Raw genomic sequence first — 17,721 nt, forward strand, 5'->3', positions numbered from 1 at the left:
TTTCAGTCTTGGTTAATGCGTGCGTCGATCCTGCCGCCGAGCCGGCGGTCAGAGGCCGGCCGCCACCTGCTGGTCGGTGAGCAGGTCCGCCAGGTGGGCGCGCATGCGCGTCCGGTCGGCCGACTGCCCGGTGAGCAGGTCGAACGTGTCCGCCGCCTGCGCGACGAGCATCTGCCCGCCGTCGAGGACTGCGCATCCGGCCCGCTCCGCGGCGGCCAGCAGCTCGGTCCTGATCGGCCGGTACACCACATCCGCGACCCACAATCCGGCGTGCAGCGCGGCGGGATCCACCGGGGTGCCCGGGTGGCCTACCATCCCGATCGGGGTCGCGTTGACCAGACCGGTGCACCGGTCGAGGCCCGCAGCGATCTCGTCGAGCGAGACCGTGACCGCGACGGTGCCGGGGAACGAACTCGACACCCGGTTGCAGACGTCCGCCGCGCGAGCCGGATCCGCGTCGGCGATCCGTAGTTCCGACACCCCCGCCGACGCGAGCGCGTAGGCGACGGCCGACCCGGCGCCACCGGCGCCGACCAGCTGTACCGTGCCCAGGTCCGCGCCCGCCAGTCCCCTGCGAAGTCCCGCGAGGAACCCACTGTGGTCGGTGTTGTGGCCGATCAGCCGGCCTCCGGAGACGACGACCGTGTTCACGGCGCCGAGCAGTCCGGCGTTGTCGGAGAGGTCGTCGAGTGCGCCGATCACCTCCTGCTTGCACGGGTGGGTGACGTTGAACCCCGTCCAGCCCTCTGCGGCGAGCCGGTGCAGGAGCGCGCCCGTCTCCCCGACGGGAACAGCGTGGTCGTCGAGGTCGATCAGCTCGTACCGGTAGTCGGCGAGACCGAGTTCGGACGCCTCCCGTGTGTGCAGGCGCGGCGACAGGGACGTCGCGATACCTGCTCCGACGAGTCCGATCCGGTGGGTGCGGCCGTTGACTGTCATCAGACGTCGCTCCCGACGAGCTCGCGGGAATCGGCGGTCGCGCGCTTCTGTGCCTCGCGTCCCGCCGGCTCGCCGAGCAGTTCGGTGGGGGTGCGGTGCGTCTCGGGACCGCACATCGCCGCGGCCGCGGCAACGACCGCGAAGCCGAGGCACATCCATGCCACCGGGGTCCAGTTGCTGGTGTCGCCCGAGGAGATCGCCTGCGCGATCGCCGGTGTGAAACCGGCCGCGAGAAGACCGATCATGAGGCTGACCGCCATGCCGGTGTAGCGCACCTTGGCGGGGAACTGCTCCGGGAAGTAGGCGGGGTAGATACCGTTCGGCATCGAATAGAAGAAGCCGATCAGCACGATGCCGGATGCGAACACCAGCGGGACGCTGGCGGTGCCGATGGCGTGGAAGAACACGAACACCATGGCGCCGGAGCCGATGGCGCCGAACACGAACAACGGCTTGCGGCCGATCCGGTCGGCGAGCATGCCGAACAACGGCTGGGACAGGACGGAGACGAAGTTCGCTGTCGCGATTGCCCAGAGCATCGTCTGTCGCTCCATGCCGGCGACGTTGACCGCGTAGGCGAGTGCGAACACGTTGACGATCGTGTTGATCATGGCGAACGTCGAGCTCACGGCGACCCGCAGGACGGTCATCCCGTGCGATCGGAAGATCTCGACGACGGGAATGGCGACGACGTCGTCGTTCTCCTTGATCTCCTCGAAGACCTCGGGCTCTTCGAGCTGACGACGTAGCCACAACGCGACGACGGTGACGACGATGCTGGCCCAGAACGGGACCCGCCAGCCCCACGAGTAGAGGTCCTCGTCCGGAAGCGAGGCGACCGGAATGAACACCAGGCTCGAGATCACGATGCCGAACATGATGCCGCTCATGGTGAATGAGGTGAAGAACGAGCGGCGGTCGGCGGGGGCGTGCTCGAGGGTGAGCGAGGACGACCCCGGCGACTCCCCGCCGGCGGACAGGCCCTGGAGCAGCCGCAGCAGCACCAGGATGATGGGCGCGGCGATGCCGATCGTCTGGTAGGTCGGCAGGCAGCCGATGACGAACGTCGAGACGCCCATCATCAGAAGGCACGCGAGCAGTGCGTTCTTGCGTCCGAACCGGTCGCCGAGGTGACCCCACATCACCGCGCCGAGCGGGCGGGCGATGTAGGCGACGCCGAGGGTTCCGATCGACAGGAGGGTCGCGGTCGCGCCGTCGCCGGGGAAGAAGATCTTGCCGAACACGAGAGCGGCAGCGGATCCGTAGATGAAGAAGTCGTAGTACTCGAGCGTGCTGCCGAGAAAGCCCGAGATCGCGGCGCGGCGGGCATTCGGATTCGAGCGTCCGCCGGTGGGCTCAGACGTGCGTGGCATGGGTGGTCCTTTCGTCCCCAGGAAACCGGCGGTGCAGGCGCGAATCGCGCCACGTCACTCGATCGTGATCCGTCTCACAACTGCCGGCAGGGGGAGAGCCTGTCACGCCCTACTGTGGCGAGTCCAACACCGAATAAGTCTGAAATAAAGATCGATCACATCTCAATCTTCAAACCGGGGTCGGTAGGATCTCCAGCGAGGTCTCGAGAGTCACGCGCAGTGCGTCGGACATGCCCTTCGTGGACCAGGCGATGCCGTGGTTCATGTAGAAGGGTTCCCCGCTCAGTGGCACGAAAACTGTTCCCGGGGGAAGGATTTCGTTGAGCCCGGAGGTCATCAGTGCGATGCCCACCCCGGAGGCCACGAGCATGAGGATCATGAACGGATCGGTGATCTCCTGCACGATGCGCGGGCGGAACCCGGCGTCGAGGCAGGCCCGCATCGCGGTCTCCTGCAGGCTCGATCCGGCGGACAGTGGCGTCGTGACGAAGCCTTCGTCGGCCAGGTCGTGCAGCTCGATCTCGGATGCGCCGGCCAGTCGGTGGTCCGCTGGGAGGATAACGCCGAACGGTTCGCGACGGATCAGTCGGGTGTGCACCGCGGCGGACTGTACGGGTAGGCCGACGAAGGCGAGGTCGAGGGCGCCGCTCTCGAGCTGGACGACCGCGTCGCGGGTCATGATCCGGCCCACCAGGGACAGCTCGATGTTCGGGTAGCGCTGCCGCAGGGCGCGGGTCAGTGGTGGCAGTGCCCGGTGGTTGAGGACGCCGGTGAAGCCGATTCGGACGTGCCCGTACACGCCCCCGGTCGATGCCCGAGCGGCCTGTCGTGCGGTGTCGACATTCTCGAGGAGCTGGTAGGCGTGCGGCAGGAACGCGTGACCGGCCGCGGTGAGCGCGACGTTGCGGGTGCTGCGCTCGAACAGTGGGACGTCGAGGTCCTTCTCGAGTTTGCGGATCGTCTGGCTCAGTGGCGACTGGGCCATCTGGAGCCGGGCGGCGGCACGACCGAAGTGCAGCTCCTCGGCCACCGCGACGAAGGCGTGGACCCAGCGGATCTCCATGGCTGCTTTCTCTTTTCGTTGTTCGGTGTGGCTTGACGTGTGTGCGCCAAGCTATATATGCAGTAAGTGCACACAGTTAAAGTCCGATTATGTGCAATATCAATATAAATGGTGCGACTTCCGCACACAATGGGCAGGAGCGAACATGGCAGCGACGTATCCCGAGGGTGTGACCGCGCTGGTCACCGGTGGCGCGAGCGGGATCGGGGCGGCCTGCGCGACGCTGCTCGCCGAGGCCGGGGTGCGAGTGGTCACCGCGGATGTCGCCGGCGGCGCCGACATCCACCTGGACGTCACCGACCCGGCGGCGGTCGAGCGGGTCCGCGCCGACCTCGGGCGGGTCGACATCCTCGTCAACAGTGCCGGAGTGGTGGGGCCGTCCGCCCCGCTCGTCGAGGTCGACCTCGAGCAGTGGCGGCGCACCTTCGCGATCAACGTCGACGGCACATTCCTGATGTGCCGCACCTTCGTGCCCGGGATGGTGGCCGCCGGCTGGGGTCGGATCGTGAACCTGTCGAGCATCGCCGCCAAGGACGGCAACCCGACCCAGAGTGCGTACTCGGCGTCGAAGGCGGCCGTGATCGCGTTGACCAAGTCGCTCGGCAAGGAACTCGCCACCACGGGTGTGCTGGCCAACGTCGTCGCCCCGGCCGCAGTGCAGAGCCCGATGAACGCCGATACCGACCCCGCGATCCTCGCTCGCTCCCAGTCGCTGACTCCGATGGGGCGGATGGGACGCCCGGAGGAGATCGCCGAACTCGTCGGCTGGTTGTGCTCGGACGCCGTCAGCTTCTCCACAGGGGCGGTGTACGACGCCAGCGGAGGACGTGCCGGCTACTGACCCCGAGCACCCGTCTCCACCGGCCCGGGCGAGCGGCCCGTCGGGCAGCGATAGCCTGGGCCGCATGGCACCGGACAAGACCCCAGGACGACCCGCGAAGCGCAGCACCGGAAAGCGGGCCAGCGCATCGGCCCAGCAGCGCGGACCGGTGCAGCTGCGCCGCGACCGCAAGACGGGTCCAAGCACCGCAGATCAGCGTCTTCTCGACCGGCGCGGGCCGGTGGACTGGGTGCACACCGATCCGTGGCGGGCGCTGCGCATCCAGAGCGAGTTCGTCGAGGGGTTCGACGCCCTGGCGGAGGTGCCGCGCGCGGTCGCCGTGTTCGGTTCGGCTCGCACCGCGGAGGAGCACACCGACTACGAACTCGGCCGGGCGCTCGGTGCCGCGCTGGCCGAGGCCGGCTACGCGGTGATCACCGGTGGCGGCCCCGGCGTGATGGAGTCCGCCAACCGCGGCGCGTGCGAGGTGGGCGGGTATTCCATCGGCCTCGGTATCGAGCTGCCGTTCGAGCAGTCCCTGAACGACTGGGTGGACCTCGGCATCAACTTCCGCTACTTCTTCGCCCGCAAGACGATGTTCGTCAAGTATTCGCAGGCGTTCATCTGCCTGCCCGGCGGCTTCGGCACCCTCGACGAACTGTTCGAGGCACTCACGCTCGTGCAGACCAACAAGATCACCCGGTTCCCGATCGTGCTGATGGGAACCGCCTTCTGGGGTGGGCTCGTCGACTGGATTCGCACCACCCTGGTGGCCGAGGGCAAGATCGCGGCTGCCGACGTCAAGCTCATCCACGTCACCGACAGCGTCGAGGAAGCCGTCCGCATCGTGATGGAGTCCCAGCTCGGGGAGGTCGTGGTCGAACCGCGCGAGGAGGTCGACGAGTGGTGACCGCCCGCCCGATCGCGGTCTGCGTGTACTGCGCGTCCGGTCCCGTCGACGTGTCGTTTCTCGCGCTCGCGTCCCGTCTCGGTGCGGAGATCGGGCGCCGGGGTATGCATCTGGTGTCCGGCGGCGGCAACGTGTCGATGATGGGCGCGGTCGCCGAGTCGGCCCGCAGGCACGGGGCCAAGACGATCGGGGTGATCCCGAAGGCGCTGGTGCACAGGGAGGTTGCCGACGTCGACGCCGACGAGCTGATCGTCACCGACACAATGCGTCAGCGCAAGCAGGTCATGGAGGACCGGGCCGACGCGTTCATCGCGCTGCCCGGCGGGATCGGGACCCTCGAGGAACTGTTCGAGACGTGGACCGCCGGGTACCTCGGCATGCACGACAAACCGATGGTGCTGCTCGATCCGGTCGGGCACTACACCGGGCTGCTGACGTGGCTCGACGGGCTGCGCGCAGGGGGCTTCGTCCAGCAGCGTGCCCTCGACGCCCTGCTGGTGACCGAGGACGTCGATCGGGCGCTCGACGCGTGCATGCCACTATGAAGCCATGACCGACATCACCCGAGCGGAGCCCGCGCAGCGGCGCGATTCGCCGTCGCCCTCGCCGACCCTCTGTGGCCGACCCGTGGCGACCGATCGGGCCCTGGTGATGGCGATCGTCAACCGGACCCCGGACTCGTTCTACGACCGCGGCGCCACCTTCAGCGACGAGGCGGCGATGGCGGCGGTACAGCGTGCCGTCGACGAGGGTGCCGACCTCGTCGACATCGGTGGAGTCAAGGCCGGGCCGGGCGACGAGGTCGACGCCGCGGAGGAGATCCGCCGCGTGGTGCCGTTCGTCGAAGCGATCCGGGGCCGGTACCCGGACCTGATCATCTCGGTGGACACCTGGCGCGCCGAGGTCGCGAGGCTGGCGTGCGCGGGCGGCGCCGACCTGATCAACGACACCTGGGCGGGCGCCGACCCGGACCTGGTGGCGGTGGCCGCGGAGCTCCGGGCGGGCTACGTCTGCTCGCACACCGGCGGTGCGGTGCCGCGGACCCGGCCGCACCGGGTCCACTACGCCGACGTCGTCACCGACGTCCTCGACGAGGTGGTGCCCGCCGCGGAACGAGCCCTTGCGTTGGGGGTGCCGAGGGACTCGATCCTGATCGATCCGACCCACGATTTCGGCAAGAACACCTTCCACGGGCTCGAGTTGTTGCGACGAATGGACGATCTCGTTAAAACCGGGTGGCCAGTGCTGATGGCGCTGAGCAACAAGGACTTTGTCGGGGAGACTTTGGGAGTGGAACTCGCCGAACGGTTGGAGGGCACCTTGGCAGCGACAGCATGGGCCGCCGCGCGGGGCGCGCGGGTCTTCCGAGTGCACGAGGTCGCTTCCACTCGCCGGGTCGTGGACATGATCGCCGCGATCGTCGGCACCAGGGCCCCGGTGCGCACGGTGCGGGGGCTGGCATGAGCGCCCCTGCGCCGGCGGCGCGATCCCGGTCCGACGCGGCCGTGCGGGTGTGGTCGGAGGCGAACAGCTGGGACCACCCCGACTGGACCGTCGCCGAACTGGAAGCGGCGAAGGCCGGGCGCACCGTCTCGGTGGTATTGCCCGCGTTGAACGAGGAGAAGACCGTCGCGGCGGTGGTGGACACGATCCATCCTCTGCTCGGCGGTCTGGTCGACGAGCTGATCGTGCTGGATTCCGGGTCGACCGACGAGACCGCGGACCGCGCCGCGGCCGCAGGCGCCACCGTGGTCAGCCGCGAGCAGGCCGTCCCCGAACTGCCTCCCGTTCCGGGAAAGGGCGAGGTGCTGTGGCGTTCGCTGGCCGCGTCCACCGGTGACGTGATCGCGTTCGTCGACTCCGACCTGATCAATCCCGACCCGGCCTTCGTTCCGAAGCTGCTCGGGCCGCTGCTCACGGTCGACGGCATCCACCTGGTCAAGGGCTACTACCGGCGGCCGCTGCGGGTCGGTGGGACCGAGGACGCGAGCGGCGGCGGCCGGGTCACCGAACTGGTCGCGCGGCCACTGCTGGCGGCGCTCCGGCCCGAGCTGACCTCGGTGCTGCAGCCCCTCGGCGGCGAGTACGCCGGCACCCGGGAACTGCTGTCCGCGGTCCCGTTCGCGCCGGGCTACGGTGTCGAGATCGGGCTGCTGCTCGACACCTACGACCGGCTCGGACTCAGCGCGATCGGCCAGGTCAACCTGGGTGTGCGCAAGCACCGCAACCGGCCGCTGGTCGAGCTCGGCGTGATGAGCAGGCAGATCATCGGGACCATGCTGCGCCGGTGCGGAGTGGAGGACTCCGCGGCCGGTCTGACGCAGTTCCTCGCCGACGGCGACTCGTTCCTGCCGGTGACCACCGACGTCTCCCTCGTCGACCGGCCCCCGATGAACACCCTGCGGCCGTAACGACGCCCGGCCGTCGTGAGCCGTGCTGTCGGTGAGTCGTGACAGTATCGGGGCATGTTCACGGTCCTGCTCTACCTGCTCGTCATGGCCCTGGTCGGTGGGGTGCTGTTCCTGGTGGCGTCCGCTGTGTTCGGCCGCGGTGAGGAGATGGCGCCGCTGCCTCCCGCGACCACCGTCACCGCGCTGCCGGTGCGGGACGTGACCGGAACCGACGTGCAGGACTTGCGGTTCCAGCAGGTGCTGCGCGGATACAAGGCCAGCGAGGTGGACTGGGCGCTGGACCGGCTCGGGGCCGAGATCGACTCGCTGCGTGCCCAACTCGCCGATGCCCGGGCCGCGGCCGCCACCCACGAGGGCGGGACGCGCGGTGAGTGACGATCGGGTCCGGTGTCCGTGGGCGGTCGACGCGCCCGGGTCCACGCTGTACCGCGACTATCACGACCAGGAGTGGGGCACACCGCTGCACGGCCGGGACGCGCTGTTCGAACGGATCTGCCTCGAGGCGTTCCAGTCGGGCCTGTCGTGGATCACCGTTCTGCGCAAGCGGGAGGCGTTCCGCACCGCATTCGCCGGGTTCGACGTCGAAGCGGTCGCGGCGTTCGGACCGTCGGACGTCGAGCGGCTGCTCGGCGACGCAGGCATCGTCCGTAACCGGGCCAAGATCGATGCGGCGATCGGCAACGCCCGGGCGGTGCTCGCGCTGACCGACACCGATCTCGACTCGCTGCTGTGGTCGTTCGCGCCGCCGCCACGCCCGAACCGGGTGACGACGGTGGACGAGGTTCCCGCGGTCACTGCGGAGTCCACCGCGCTGGCCCGCGAGCTGAAACGCCGCGGATTCCGTTTCGTGGGCCCTACCACGGCATATGCTCTGATGCAGGCGACCGGAATGGTGGACGATCACATCGCGGACTGCTGGGTTCCGCGGCGCTGAGGGTGCGCCCTCGGGCGTGCATCGGAGGGCGCGAAACGTGACTCAGCTTTCCGGCATTTGTTGCGATAGGGAAGAATGGATGCGTGCGCCCGGCAAAAGTCCGGGCGACGAGGTACAGATCTGGAGGGAGCAGGAATGGCGGCCATGAAGCCCCGGACCGGGGACGGTCCCCTCGAAGCAACCAAAGAAGGACGGGGCATTGTCATGCGCGTCCCGCTCGAGGGCGGAGGTCGGCTCGTCGTAGAACTGACCCCGGAGGAAGCCGCCGCGCTCGGCGACGAACTCAAGGGCGTCACCAGCTAAATCCCTCGTGCAGTAACCGAAGCACCCGGGCCCCGCGTCGCCACCCGGCGGGCGGGGCCCCGCGCTGGGTGCGGTCGGGAACCGCCGGAGACGTAGGAAGGAGGGCGGCGCGGATGCTGAACGACGCGCTTGCCCTGCTGTGCTGCCCGCACTGCGGCGGCGACCTCGACGAGTCCGACCGGATGTTGCTGTGCGATCGAGGGCACAGCTTCGACATCGCCCGGCAGGGGTACGTGAGCCTGCTGTCGGGGGCCTCGAAGATCACCGGCGACAGCGCCGAGATGATCGCGGCGCGGGCCGAGTTCCTCGACGGCGGCCATTTCGATCGGCTCCGTACCGCGGTCGCGGACGCGACCGTCGCGGCCGGGGTCGACGATCCCGCGGTCCTCGAGGTCGGGGCGGGCACCGGGCACTACCTGGCGACCGTGCTCGACGCGCTGCCCGGCGCGCCGGGTCTCGGGGTGGATGTGTCCAAGGCCGCGGCGCGCAGGCTGGCTCGCAGCCACCCCCGGGTGGCGGCGGTCGTCGCCGACATCTGGACACAACTCCCGGTGCGGGATCACGTGGTCAGCCACGCCCTGTCGATCTTCGCGCCCCGCAACGCCGCCGAGCTGCGGCGGGTCCTGCGCGCGGACGGCGAACTGGTGGTGCTGACCCCGACGGAGCGGCATCTGCGTGAGTTGGTGGACCTGCTGTCGATGGTGCGGGTCGACGAGAACAAGACCGAGCGCCTCGGCGCGGCCATGGCCGGGCACTTCGACCGGGTGTCCCGCGTCGCGGTCGAGTATCCGATGTCGTTGACGCACGCCGCGGCCGAGCAGCTGGTCGCGATGGGCCCCTCGGCGCGACACCTGGCCGAGAGCACCCGGGCGGCGGCGATCGGGGCGCTGCCCGAGCCTCTGACGGTCACGGCGTCGGTGACGGTCAGCCGCTACCGGCCCCTGTAGGTCTGTCGGGCAGTTCTATCGAGCGCGGTATCCGTCGATTGCCGCCTGGTAGACGTCCAGGGTCTGCCGGGCGATCTCGGTCCAGGAGAACTCGGCGATCGCGCGTTGGCGGCCCGCCCGGCCCATCGCGACGGCACCCTCCCGATCGGCGCACACCTCGTTCACCGCGACTGCCAGTGCCGCTTCGAATGCCTCCGGCTCGTAGGTGTTGTGGTGCACCAGTCGGCCCGTCACCCCGTCGTCGACCACCTCGGGGATGCCGCCGACGTCGGAGGCCACCACGGCGGTCTCGGTGGCCATTGCCTCGAGGTTGACGATTCCCAGCGGCTCGTAAACCGATGGGCACACGAATACCGTTGCGGCGGAGAGGATCTTCCGCAGTTCTGCGGTGGGCAGCATTTCTCGGACCCAGTGCACGTCCCGGCGGACCGACGACAGCTCGGCGACGGCGCGAGCGGTGGACTCGGCGATCTCCGGGGTGTCGGGCGCGCCCGCGCACAGCACCAACTGGATGTCGGGGTCGAACCGGTGCGCCGCCGCGATCAGGTGTCCAACGCCCTTCTGCCGGGTGATCCGGCCGACGAACACCGCCAGCGGTCGCGCCGAGTCGACCCCGAGCTCACGCAGCACCGGCGATGTCCATGGATCGTCGTCCGGATACCACACGTCGGTGTCGATTCCGTTGCGCACCACGTGCACTCGGCTCGGGTCGACGAACGGGTACGCGTCCAGCAGATCGGCGCGCATCCCGGCGCTGACCGCGATGATCGCGTCCGCGTGCTGCACCGCGTTGTGCTCGGACCACGACGAGACCCGGTAGCCGCTGCCCAGTTGTTCCGCCTTCCACGGCCGCCGGGGTTCGAGCGAGTGCGCGGTGAGCACGTGGGGCACCGCGTGCAGCGCGCCGGCCAGGTGCCCGGCCAGTCCCGTGTACCAGGTGTGCGAGTGCACGACGTCGACGCCGGTCGCGGCCGCCGCCATCCGCAGCTCCGCCGACAGGACCCCCAGCGCGGGATTCGCCGCCGCCAGCGCCGGATCGGGCTGGTGCACCTGTGCGCCCTCGCGGGCGGCGCCCATGCAGTGCACGTCCACCGCGCACAACCGGGCGAGCTGCGCGACGAGCTCGGTGACGTGGACACCTGCTCCGCCGTAGATCTCCGGTGGGTACTCCCTGGTCATCATCGCCACGCGCACCGGCTAAACGTAACCGTCGGGCCGGGATCGGGCCACCGCACGGCGCAGCCCCGGGCATGGTCTCCATCACGGGCCCGGTCTCGGGCGTGGTCTGGCTGGCGAGGGCACACGGTGGCCGATAAGTTGGCAGGGTGAGGAGCCAGCCGCATGTGCTTGGAATCGTGCTCGCCGGCGGCGAGGGGAAGCGTCTCTACCCCCTGACCGCCGACCGGGCCAAGCCCGCCGTCCCGTTCGGTGGTGCCTACCGGCTCATCGACTTCGTGCTCAGCAATCTCGTCAACGCCGGCTATCTCCGGATCTGTGTGCTCACCCAGTACAAGTCGCACTCGCTGGACCGGCACATCTCCCAGACATGGCGGCTGTCCGGGTTCGCGGGGGAGTACATCACCCCCGTGCCGGCGCAGCAGCGGCTCGGACCGCGCTGGTACACGGGCAGCGCTGACGCGATCCTGCAGTCGCTCAACCTCGTCTACGACGAGGACCCCGAGTACATCGTCGTGTTCGGTGCCGACCACGTGTACCGGATGGATCCGGAGCAGATGGTCCAGCATCACATCGAGTCCGGTGCGGGCGTTACCGTGGCGGGGATCCGGGTGCCGCGCAGCGAGGCGTTCGCGTTCGGCTGCATCGACTCCGACGAGTCGGGCCGGATCACCCAGTTCCTGGAGAAGCCCGCGCACCCACCCGGCACGCCGGACGACCCGAATGTGACGTTCGCGTCGATGGGCAATTACGTGTTCACCACGAAGGTGCTCGTCGACGCGATCCGCGCCGACTCGGAGGACTCGAACTCCGACCACGACATGGGTGGGGACATCATTCCCAAACTCGTGCGCGAGGGGGCCGCGCACGTCTACGACTTCGCGGACAACGTGGTGCCCGGCGCCACCGACCGCGACCGTGGTTACTGGCGGGATGTCGGGACCATCGACGCCTTCTACGACGCGCACATGGACCTGGTGTCGGTGCACCCGGTGTTCAACCTCTACAACCGGCGCTGGCCGATCCGGGGCGCCGCCGAGAACCTCGCACCGGCGAAGTTCGTCCAGGGCGGGCTGGCGCAGGAGTCGATCGTCGGGTCGGGCTGCATCCTGTCCGCGGCCACGGTCCGCAATTCGGTGCTCAGCTCCAACGTGATGGTCGACGACGGCGCCACGGTGGAGGGCAGCGTGCTGATGCCCGGTGTCCGGATCGGCAAGGGTGCCGTGGTCCGGCGGGCGATTCTCGACAAGAACGTCGTCGTCGGTGAAGGTGAGATCATCGGTGTGGACATCGAGCGGGATCGGCAGCGGTTCGCGGTCAGCAGCGGTGGCGTGGTCACCGTCGGCAAGGGTGTGTGGATCTGATACCGATCCCGCGCCTGGGTCGTCTCGGATGAGTAACGGCCGTTCCGCGTTTGCATCGGTCTTGGTTTAATTGGAATGCTCAGAGGCGTAAAGGGTTTCAGGGGTCAAGGTTCAAGAATGGGTAAGCCCTAGTCGAGGGTCTACGGGCCACGGGTTCCGGTCCGCTCGCACACCCGCGTAGGGGCCGCAGAGTGCCGGGGTGCCCGATGATCGAAGCAGTGCCAGAGCTTTCGTCGAGGAATGAGTTGCCGCGGGCCGGGTCGCCGAGAAACGCGTCGCTGCCGCCGGGACCCGAACCCCCCGAACCGCCCGACGAGCCCGCCGGTGGCGGTGAGGTCGACGTTCGCACCCTGCTCGCGGTGGCGCTGTTGACGCCGGCGCAGGCAGCGTTGCTCATCGGCGATGTGACCCGCCAACTCGCTGGGGGGCGCGGACGGTTTCTCGGCGATCGTTCGGTGACGGTGTCGTGCGAAGGGCAGCTCACCATCGCCGACGCCGACGCCGACGCCGACGCCGACGCCGTCGGTGCCGGTACCGGGCCGGAGGCGACCTCGGCGGCGGCGCGGGTGCTGCGGGCGATTGCCGCCGCATGTCACGACGAGGCGTTCGCCCAGCGGGTGGACGAATCGATCGCTGGAGCAACGGACCTGCCCGACCTGTTACGTCGCGTGTCCGGCGCGGTCGGCCTCGACCCGTCCGCCGCCGTCCACCTCGACCCGTCCACCACGGATCGGACGCGCCACCAGATCGCCAAACTCGTCGCGGCGGCGCGCGGATCTCTCGGCGAGGGTGGGGCCGACCCGGTCCCCGGCGCGCCGGTGCCGGCCCCGGCGGGCGAGGCGGCCGGAGCGTCCCTCGCCCCGGCCGGCTGGCTTCCCCCGGTCGAGAATCCGTGGCATCGCCGGAAGTGGCGGCTCTCGAAGCGGCAGGGCATCGTCGCGGTCATCGCGATCGGGCTGCTCGCCGTAGCGGTGTGGAAGGCACCCGGAGCGTGGACGCAGATGCGGCTGGGGTGGGACACCCTCCTCTCGTCCGAGAGTGAGCAGGCGCAGGATCAGATCCGGCCGGTCTCGCCGCCGGTACCGGACACCCCGGCGCCGGCGGCGGGATCCGCGGCGGCTCCCGTCGACACCGGTCTTCCGGGCAGCGCGGGTCCGATCACGGGTGTCACCGCCACCTTCGCCAATGGGAATTGCGCTGTGGGACAACAGTGTGTCCTGCGCGTCGACGTCCGCGTCGATCCCCGGGCGAACGTCCCGGCGGTGACCTGGAAGCTGGCCGTGTACGACCGCTGCTCGGGTGCGGTCCACCCCGGCGCCGACGTCACGATGCCCGTGCCGAGTGGCGAGCAGGAGGTGTACGGCATCGGGAGCGTCGCGGTTCCGGCCGACACGGCCGTCGCCATCGCCGCGCTCACCAGCGCCCCGGCCGCCGCCGCATCGGATCCGGTGTACGTTCCCGCCGAGAACGCGACCTGCCCGTGAGAGCCTCCGTGCAGGCCGGTAGGCGCGAGTTCGATCCCTGGCTGGTCGCGGCGGCGGTCGTCCTGGTGGTGCTCGGCCTGCTCAACCTGCTGTCGACGGGCATGACGTCCTACGCGCTGCGGCATGCCGCCTTCGCGGTGGTCGGCCTCGGCGCGATGTGGGTGACGTCCCGGATGCGGGTGGACCGGCTTCGCCGATTCGGGTGGATCCTCTACGCCGCCACGGTCCTTCTGCTCGTGGCGGTACCGCTGGTCGGTGTCGCGACCAAGGGCGCGCAGCGGTGGCTGGACCTGGGCGTGTTCACCGTGCAGCCGTCCGAACTGGCCAAACTGGCCCTGATTCTGGTGCCCGCCGCCATCCTCGCCGGGGGATACACCCTCGGCCGATTCGCCGGTGTCCTCATCACGGCGAGTGTTCCCATCGGCCTCGTCGCCCTCCAACCGGACCTGTCCACCGCCGTCGTGCTCGTCGCGATCGTGATGCTCATGTTGATCCTCGCGCGGGTGCCGTTGCTGCCGCTGGCGCCGCTGTTCGCACTCGGGGTCGCGTCGATCCCGCTGGCCGTGCTGTTCCTGCGCCCGTACCAGCTGGAGCGGATCCACGTGTTCCTGTCGAACAGCGCCGATCCCCAGGGGTCGGGATGGGCGGCGTGGCAGGCCGACATCGCGATCGGCAGCGGCGGACTGTGGGGACTGTGGCGGCAACCGCAGTATGCGCTCCGGGCCGAGTACCTTCCGGAATCGGAGCACGACCTCGCCTTTGCGAGCCTCGTGTACGGGTGGGGGCTGGTCGCAGGGCTGGCGGTGGTGATCGCCTCGTCGATCATCGTGTGGCGTGCCACGGTCGCCGCGCGGACCGCGCGGACCCGGGAGGCCGCACTCGTCGCCGCGGGCGTCGGCGGGTTGTTCGGTGTGCATGCCGTCGTCTCGATCGCGCAGAGCCTGTCGCTGCTGCCCCACACCGGCATGCCGATTCCACTGTTCAGTTACGGCGGTACGGCAGCGGTCATCGGCTTCGTCGAGATCGGTCTGGTCCTCGCGGTGCGCCGCGACGGTGTCGCACGGCCGCTGTGGGCCTCCCAGCCCCGTCGCAGGCGGCTGCCGCGCGGCGTGTCGGTCGGTGCCGTGACCGTCATCGCGTCGCTCGTCGCGATGACGGGGGTCGCCTGGCACCTGCAGAGCGATCGGGGTGCGGAGTTCCGGCAGATGAGTGACGGGCAGCTGATGCGGTGCATCCGCCTGCCTGCCGAGCGTGGTCAGATCCTCGACCGGAACGGGGTCCCGCTCGCGGTCAACGTCCCGGAGTACACCGTCTCCGTCGTTGCCCGCATGTTCGACGACAACAACGCCGAGGTACGTGGCGAACTCGCCGCGCTGCTCGGGATCACCCCGGACCAACTCGCGGACACCCTCCGCGCCGCGGGCGGCGAGGTGGAGGCGGTGCTGGCGAGGGTCGGGCCGGAGCGGGCCCAAGCCATCGTGGACGCCCATGTGCCGTGGGTACTGGTCTATCCGACCGGACGCAGGCAGTACCCACAGGCAGCGACCCTGGCAACCGTTCTCGGATACGTCGGGGTCGCCGACGCCGAGGACATGCAGACCTGGCCACAGCTTGCGCTCGGATCACGAGTAGGCAAGGCCGGGCTCGAGAAGCAGTACGACGCACTGCTCCGCGGCATCGACGGCAGCCAGTGCGTGTACGTCGACCCGTCGGGCCAGCCGGTGGCCACCGCCGCGCGGGTGGATCCGGTGCGCGGGCACGACCTGCGCCTGCATCTCGACAGTGCGATGCAGCAGGTCGCAACCGATGCCCTTGCCGCCGCGGTCCGTTCCAGTGGCGGCGACCTCGGCGCGGCGATCGTGATGGACGCCCGCACCGGGGCGGTGCTGACGATGGCGAGCGTGCCCGGATACGACAACAACGTCTACGGTCCACCGGTCGACGCGGCCGCGCTGGCAGCGCAAACCCAGATGCCGGGCCCAGGACGCATGCTCAACCACGCGTTCCAGTCGGTGGCGCCACCCGGCTCGACCTTCAAGATCGTTGTTGCCTCGGCGAACGCCAAATACGACGTGGTGCCGCCGGACCAGAAGCTCGCGGGCGGCGCCTCGTACACCTATGGTGGCCACACGTTCGCGAACTGGCAGCCGATGGGTCCGAACAGCCTGATCGGGGCGATCCAGTGGTCGGACAACGTGTACTTCTACCAGCTTGGTGAACGACTCGGCCCCGAGCGGATGGCCGCGACCGCCGACGAGTTGGGGGTGGGCCGCCCGTCGGGGCTGGACATGCCGGGTGAGGCCGAAGGTTTCCTCGGCACACCGGAATCGGTCGCCGCCATCGGCGGAACCTGGTATCCGGGGTCGACGCTGCTGATGGGCATCGGTCAGGGCACCGTCACCGCGTCGCCGGTGCAGGTGGCGCGCTGGACGGCCGGTATCACCACCGGCGCGACAGTCACCCCCCAGCTCGCGGCGTCGTACGGGGAGGGCGAGGGCTGGCCCATTCCCACCGCGGAGCCGCATCGGCTGTCCTTCGCGGACAGCCTGGGACCGGTGCGTGCGGGGATGCGGGCGTCGGCCGCCGCCGGTACCGCCGGCCAGTTGGCGAGTCTGCCGGTGCCTGCCGCCGCCAAGACGGGCACGGCGGAGGATCCGTCGGCGCCCGGCGAGGGGCTGAACGCCTGGTTCTCCGCGGTGCTGCCCTACGACGCGCCGGAGGTCGTCGTGTCGGTCCTGGTACGTGGTGGCGGATTCGGTTCGGCAACAGCAGGTCCCGTGGTCAAGAAGCTCCTCGAGCTCTACCTCGCGCAGACCCGCGGGGCCGCGCCGGGCCGCTGACGAGGAGCTGCAGGCCCGAGTTCCGGAGGCTCGAGTGCTGAAGGCTCAGGCGCTGTAGGCGGCGACGACCTCGGGGTGGTCGAGGCAGGCGGTCGCGCCCTCGGCGACGCAGGTGAGCGGGTTCTCTGCCACCTTCACGCCGACGCCGAAATGCTCTTCGAGCAGCTGGGGGAGACCGCGCAGCATCGATCCGCCGCCGATGGCCAGGAGCCCCTCCGACATCACGTCCCCGATCGCCTGGGCGGGAAGGTCGTCGAGGCAGGTGGCCAGGGTCTGCACGATCTCGGTGATCGCCGGCCGCAGCGCGTCCTCGATCTCCTTGCTGTCGAGGGTGACCAGGCGCGCGTGCCCCGTCACGGGGTCGATGCCCTCGACGACGAGCGCCTGGCCCTCGTCGGGAACGCCGATCTTGGCGTGTTCGGCAGTGAGGTCGCCGACGATGATCTTGTGCTCGGTCCGCAGGTACTGCCGCAGCACGTCGGTCAGGTGATCGCCCGCGAGGCGGCAACTGCGATTCGACAGGATGCCACCGAAGCAGAACGCGGTGATTTCCGAAGTGCCGCCGCCTATGTCGACGACGAGGTGGGCGCGTGGTTCCATTGGGTTGATCCCGCATCCGAGCGCGCCCGCGACCGGTTCCGGTATCAGGCCGACCTTGCGCAGACCGGACTCGTGCCCGACCTCGAGAAGTGCGCGGCGCTCGAGTGGTGTGGCGCCGGCGGGCACCGCCATCACGCCCTTCGCGCGCGGGCTGTACCGCCGGTGCGGGGCGGCCTGGTTGAGAACGGCGGAGACGAACGTTCGCGCCGATTCGAGGTCCGCGACCACTCCGTCGCGTACGGGGCGCACCGACGAGACCCCGACGGGCGTGCGGCCCAGCAGGTTCCGTGCGTCCGCACCGATCGCGAGGGCGTGATCGAGATCCTTCGCTTTCACCAGCATGAACGATGGCTCGTTCAGGACGACGCCGTCATCGGGTGTGCCGACGACAGTGTTTGCGGTTCCGAGATCGATCCCTAGTCCACGCACGTCAGCCTCCGAAAGGGAGTGGAGTGAGACGCATCACATCGTACGCAGTACCACCGGGATTCGGTCGACTTTGCGGTGAGCGGTCGCAGCCCTTCGGGCCCGTCGAGGGGCGCCTTCGGGCTCACCAA

The 17,721-nt window shown here is 69.6% G+C and carries 17 protein-coding genes; 12 read left to right on the forward strand and 5 right to left on the reverse strand.

Annotated features, from left to right (window positions below):
* Positions 1-48: 48 nt before the first annotated feature.
* From ACWDU4_RS06280 to ACWDU4_RS06290, 3 genes are all read right to left on the reverse strand, one after another.
* Positions 49-939, reverse strand: coding sequence for a shikimate dehydrogenase (locus tag ACWDU4_RS06280; protein ID WP_450112997.1), 891 nt, complete (start codon positions 937-939; stop codon positions 49-51).
* Positions 939-2,312, reverse strand: a complete 1,374-nt coding sequence (locus ACWDU4_RS06285; RefSeq protein ID WP_450112998.1) for an MFS transporter — start codon at positions 2,310-2,312, stop codon at positions 939-941. Before ACWDU4_RS06285 ends, ACWDU4_RS06280 begins: the two co-directional genes overlap by 1 nt.
* A gap of 169 nt (positions 2,313-2,481) precedes the next feature.
* On the reverse strand, positions 2,482-3,375 hold the full coding sequence (locus ACWDU4_RS06290; protein ID WP_450112999.1) for a LysR family transcriptional regulator: 894 nt from the start codon (positions 3,373-3,375) through the stop codon (positions 2,482-2,484).
* A gap of 145 nt (positions 3,376-3,520) precedes the next feature.
* Here ACWDU4_RS06290 and ACWDU4_RS06295 point away from each other — a divergent pair, with 145 nt between their 5' ends.
* The 9 genes from ACWDU4_RS06295 to ACWDU4_RS06335 all read left to right on the forward strand — a co-directional run bounded on the left by ACWDU4_RS06295 (position 3,521) and on the right by ACWDU4_RS06335 (position 9,700).
* Positions 3,521-4,216, forward strand: coding sequence for an SDR family NAD(P)-dependent oxidoreductase (locus ACWDU4_RS06295; RefSeq protein ID WP_450113000.1), 696 nt, complete (start codon positions 3,521-3,523; stop codon positions 4,214-4,216).
* A gap of 64 nt (positions 4,217-4,280) precedes the next feature.
* Positions 4,281-5,105 (forward strand): LOG family protein, encoded by an 825-nt coding sequence (locus tag ACWDU4_RS06300; RefSeq protein ID WP_450113001.1) that lies wholly within the window; start codon positions 4,281-4,283, stop codon positions 5,103-5,105.
* Positions 5,102-5,650: an LOG family protein gene (locus ACWDU4_RS06305; protein ID WP_450113002.1), complete on the forward strand. Its 549-nt coding sequence runs from the start codon at positions 5,102-5,104 to the stop codon at positions 5,648-5,650. Before ACWDU4_RS06300 ends, ACWDU4_RS06305 begins: the two co-directional genes overlap by 4 nt.
* Before the next feature lie 4 nt (positions 5,651-5,654).
* Positions 5,655-6,569, forward strand: coding sequence for a dihydropteroate synthase (gene folP, locus ACWDU4_RS06310; protein ID WP_450113003.1), 915 nt, complete (start codon positions 5,655-5,657; stop codon positions 6,567-6,569).
* Positions 6,566-7,516, forward strand: coding sequence for a glucosyl-3-phosphoglycerate synthase (locus tag ACWDU4_RS06315; RefSeq protein WP_450113004.1), 951 nt, complete (start codon positions 6,566-6,568; stop codon positions 7,514-7,516). The genes folP and ACWDU4_RS06315 overlap by 4 nt, the downstream gene beginning before the upstream one ends.
* A gap of 54 nt (positions 7,517-7,570) precedes the next feature.
* A complete protein-coding gene (locus tag ACWDU4_RS06320) occupies positions 7,571-7,891 on the forward strand; it encodes a DivIVA domain-containing protein (protein WP_450113005.1) in 321 nt (106 codons plus the stop codon).
* Positions 7,842-8,450 carry a DNA-3-methyladenine glycosylase I gene (locus ACWDU4_RS06325; RefSeq protein WP_450113044.1) on the forward strand — a complete coding sequence of 203 codons (609 nt, stop codon included), beginning with the start codon at positions 7,842-7,844 and terminating at the stop codon, positions 8,448-8,450. The genes ACWDU4_RS06320 and ACWDU4_RS06325 overlap by 50 nt, the downstream gene beginning before the upstream one ends.
* Before the next feature lie 135 nt (positions 8,451-8,585).
* Positions 8,586-8,753 carry a DUF3117 domain-containing protein gene (locus ACWDU4_RS06330; RefSeq protein ID WP_003931055.1) on the forward strand — a complete coding sequence of 56 codons (168 nt, stop codon included), beginning with the start codon at positions 8,586-8,588 and terminating at the stop codon, positions 8,751-8,753.
* A 113-nt stretch (positions 8,754-8,866) separates the two neighbouring features.
* Positions 8,867-9,700 (forward strand): putative RNA methyltransferase, encoded by an 834-nt coding sequence (locus ACWDU4_RS06335; protein WP_450113006.1) that lies wholly within the window; start codon positions 8,867-8,869, stop codon positions 9,698-9,700.
* A gap of 15 nt (positions 9,701-9,715) precedes the next feature.
* Here the strand turns inward: ACWDU4_RS06335 and glgA are convergent, their stop codons facing one another.
* On the reverse strand, positions 9,716-10,894 hold the full coding sequence (gene glgA, locus ACWDU4_RS06340; protein ID WP_450113007.1) for a glycogen synthase: 1,179 nt from the start codon (positions 10,892-10,894) through the stop codon (positions 9,716-9,718).
* Between the two features lie 131 nt (positions 10,895-11,025).
* Here glgA and glgC point away from each other — a divergent pair, with 131 nt between their 5' ends.
* The 3 genes from glgC to ACWDU4_RS06355 all read left to right on the forward strand — a co-directional run bounded on the left by glgC (position 11,026) and on the right by ACWDU4_RS06355 (position 16,564).
* Positions 11,026-12,240: a glucose-1-phosphate adenylyltransferase gene (gene glgC, locus ACWDU4_RS06345; protein WP_450113008.1), complete on the forward strand. Its 1,215-nt coding sequence runs from the start codon at positions 11,026-11,028 to the stop codon at positions 12,238-12,240.
* 206 nt (positions 12,241-12,446) lie between these two features.
* Entirely contained in the window at positions 12,447-13,724 is a 1,278-nt protein-coding gene (locus tag ACWDU4_RS06350; protein WP_450113009.1) for a hypothetical protein, read from the forward strand.
* 8 nt (positions 13,725-13,732) lie between these two features.
* On the forward strand, positions 13,733-16,564 hold the full coding sequence (locus ACWDU4_RS06355) for an FtsW/RodA/SpoVE family cell cycle protein (protein WP_450113045.1): 2,832 nt from the start codon (positions 13,733-13,735) through the stop codon (positions 16,562-16,564).
* A 45-nt stretch (positions 16,565-16,609) separates the two neighbouring features.
* On the opposite strand, the gene ACWDU4_RS06360 is transcribed toward ACWDU4_RS06355, so the two are convergent.
* A complete protein-coding gene (locus ACWDU4_RS06360; protein WP_450113010.1) occupies positions 16,610-17,593 on the reverse strand; it encodes a rod shape-determining protein in 984 nt (327 codons plus the stop codon).
* Positions 17,594-17,721: the final 128 nt, after the last annotated feature.

Source organism: Rhodococcus sp. NPDC003348 (assembly GCF_053589375.1).

Coding starts and splice junctions, on each gene's coding strand:
- ACWDU4_RS06315 (WP_450113004.1), top strand. CDS start 6,566: ATGAGCGCCCCTGCGCCGGCGGCGCGATCCCGGTCCGACGCGGCCGTG.
- ACWDU4_RS06290 (WP_450112999.1), bottom strand. CDS start 3,375: ATGGAGATCCGCTGGGTCCACGCCTTCGTCGCGGTGGCCGAGGAGCTG.
- ACWDU4_RS06300 (WP_450113001.1), top strand. CDS start 4,281: ATGGCACCGGACAAGACCCCAGGACGACCCGCGAAGCGCAGCACCGGA.
- ACWDU4_RS06335 (WP_450113006.1), top strand. CDS start 8,867: ATGCTGAACGACGCGCTTGCCCTGCTGTGCTGCCCGCACTGCGGCGGC.
- ACWDU4_RS06330 (WP_003931055.1), top strand. CDS start 8,586: ATGGCGGCCATGAAGCCCCGGACCGGGGACGGTCCCCTCGAAGCAACC.
- ACWDU4_RS06285 (WP_450112998.1), bottom strand. CDS start 2,312: ATGCCACGCACGTCTGAGCCCACCGGCGGACGCTCGAATCCGAATGCC.
- ACWDU4_RS06295 (WP_450113000.1), top strand. CDS start 3,521: ATGGCAGCGACGTATCCCGAGGGTGTGACCGCGCTGGTCACCGGTGGC.
- ACWDU4_RS06325 (WP_450113044.1), top strand. CDS start 7,842: ATGCCCGGGCCGCGGCCGCCACCCACGAGGGCGGGACGCGCGGTGAGT.
- folP (WP_450113003.1), top strand. CDS start 5,655: ATGACCGACATCACCCGAGCGGAGCCCGCGCAGCGGCGCGATTCGCCG.
- ACWDU4_RS06320 (WP_450113005.1), top strand. CDS start 7,571: ATGTTCACGGTCCTGCTCTACCTGCTCGTCATGGCCCTGGTCGGTGGG.
- ACWDU4_RS06280 (WP_450112997.1), bottom strand. CDS start 939: ATGACAGTCAACGGCCGCACCCACCGGATCGGACTCGTCGGAGCAGGT.
- ACWDU4_RS06350 (WP_450113009.1), top strand. CDS start 12,447: ATGATCGAAGCAGTGCCAGAGCTTTCGTCGAGGAATGAGTTGCCGCGG.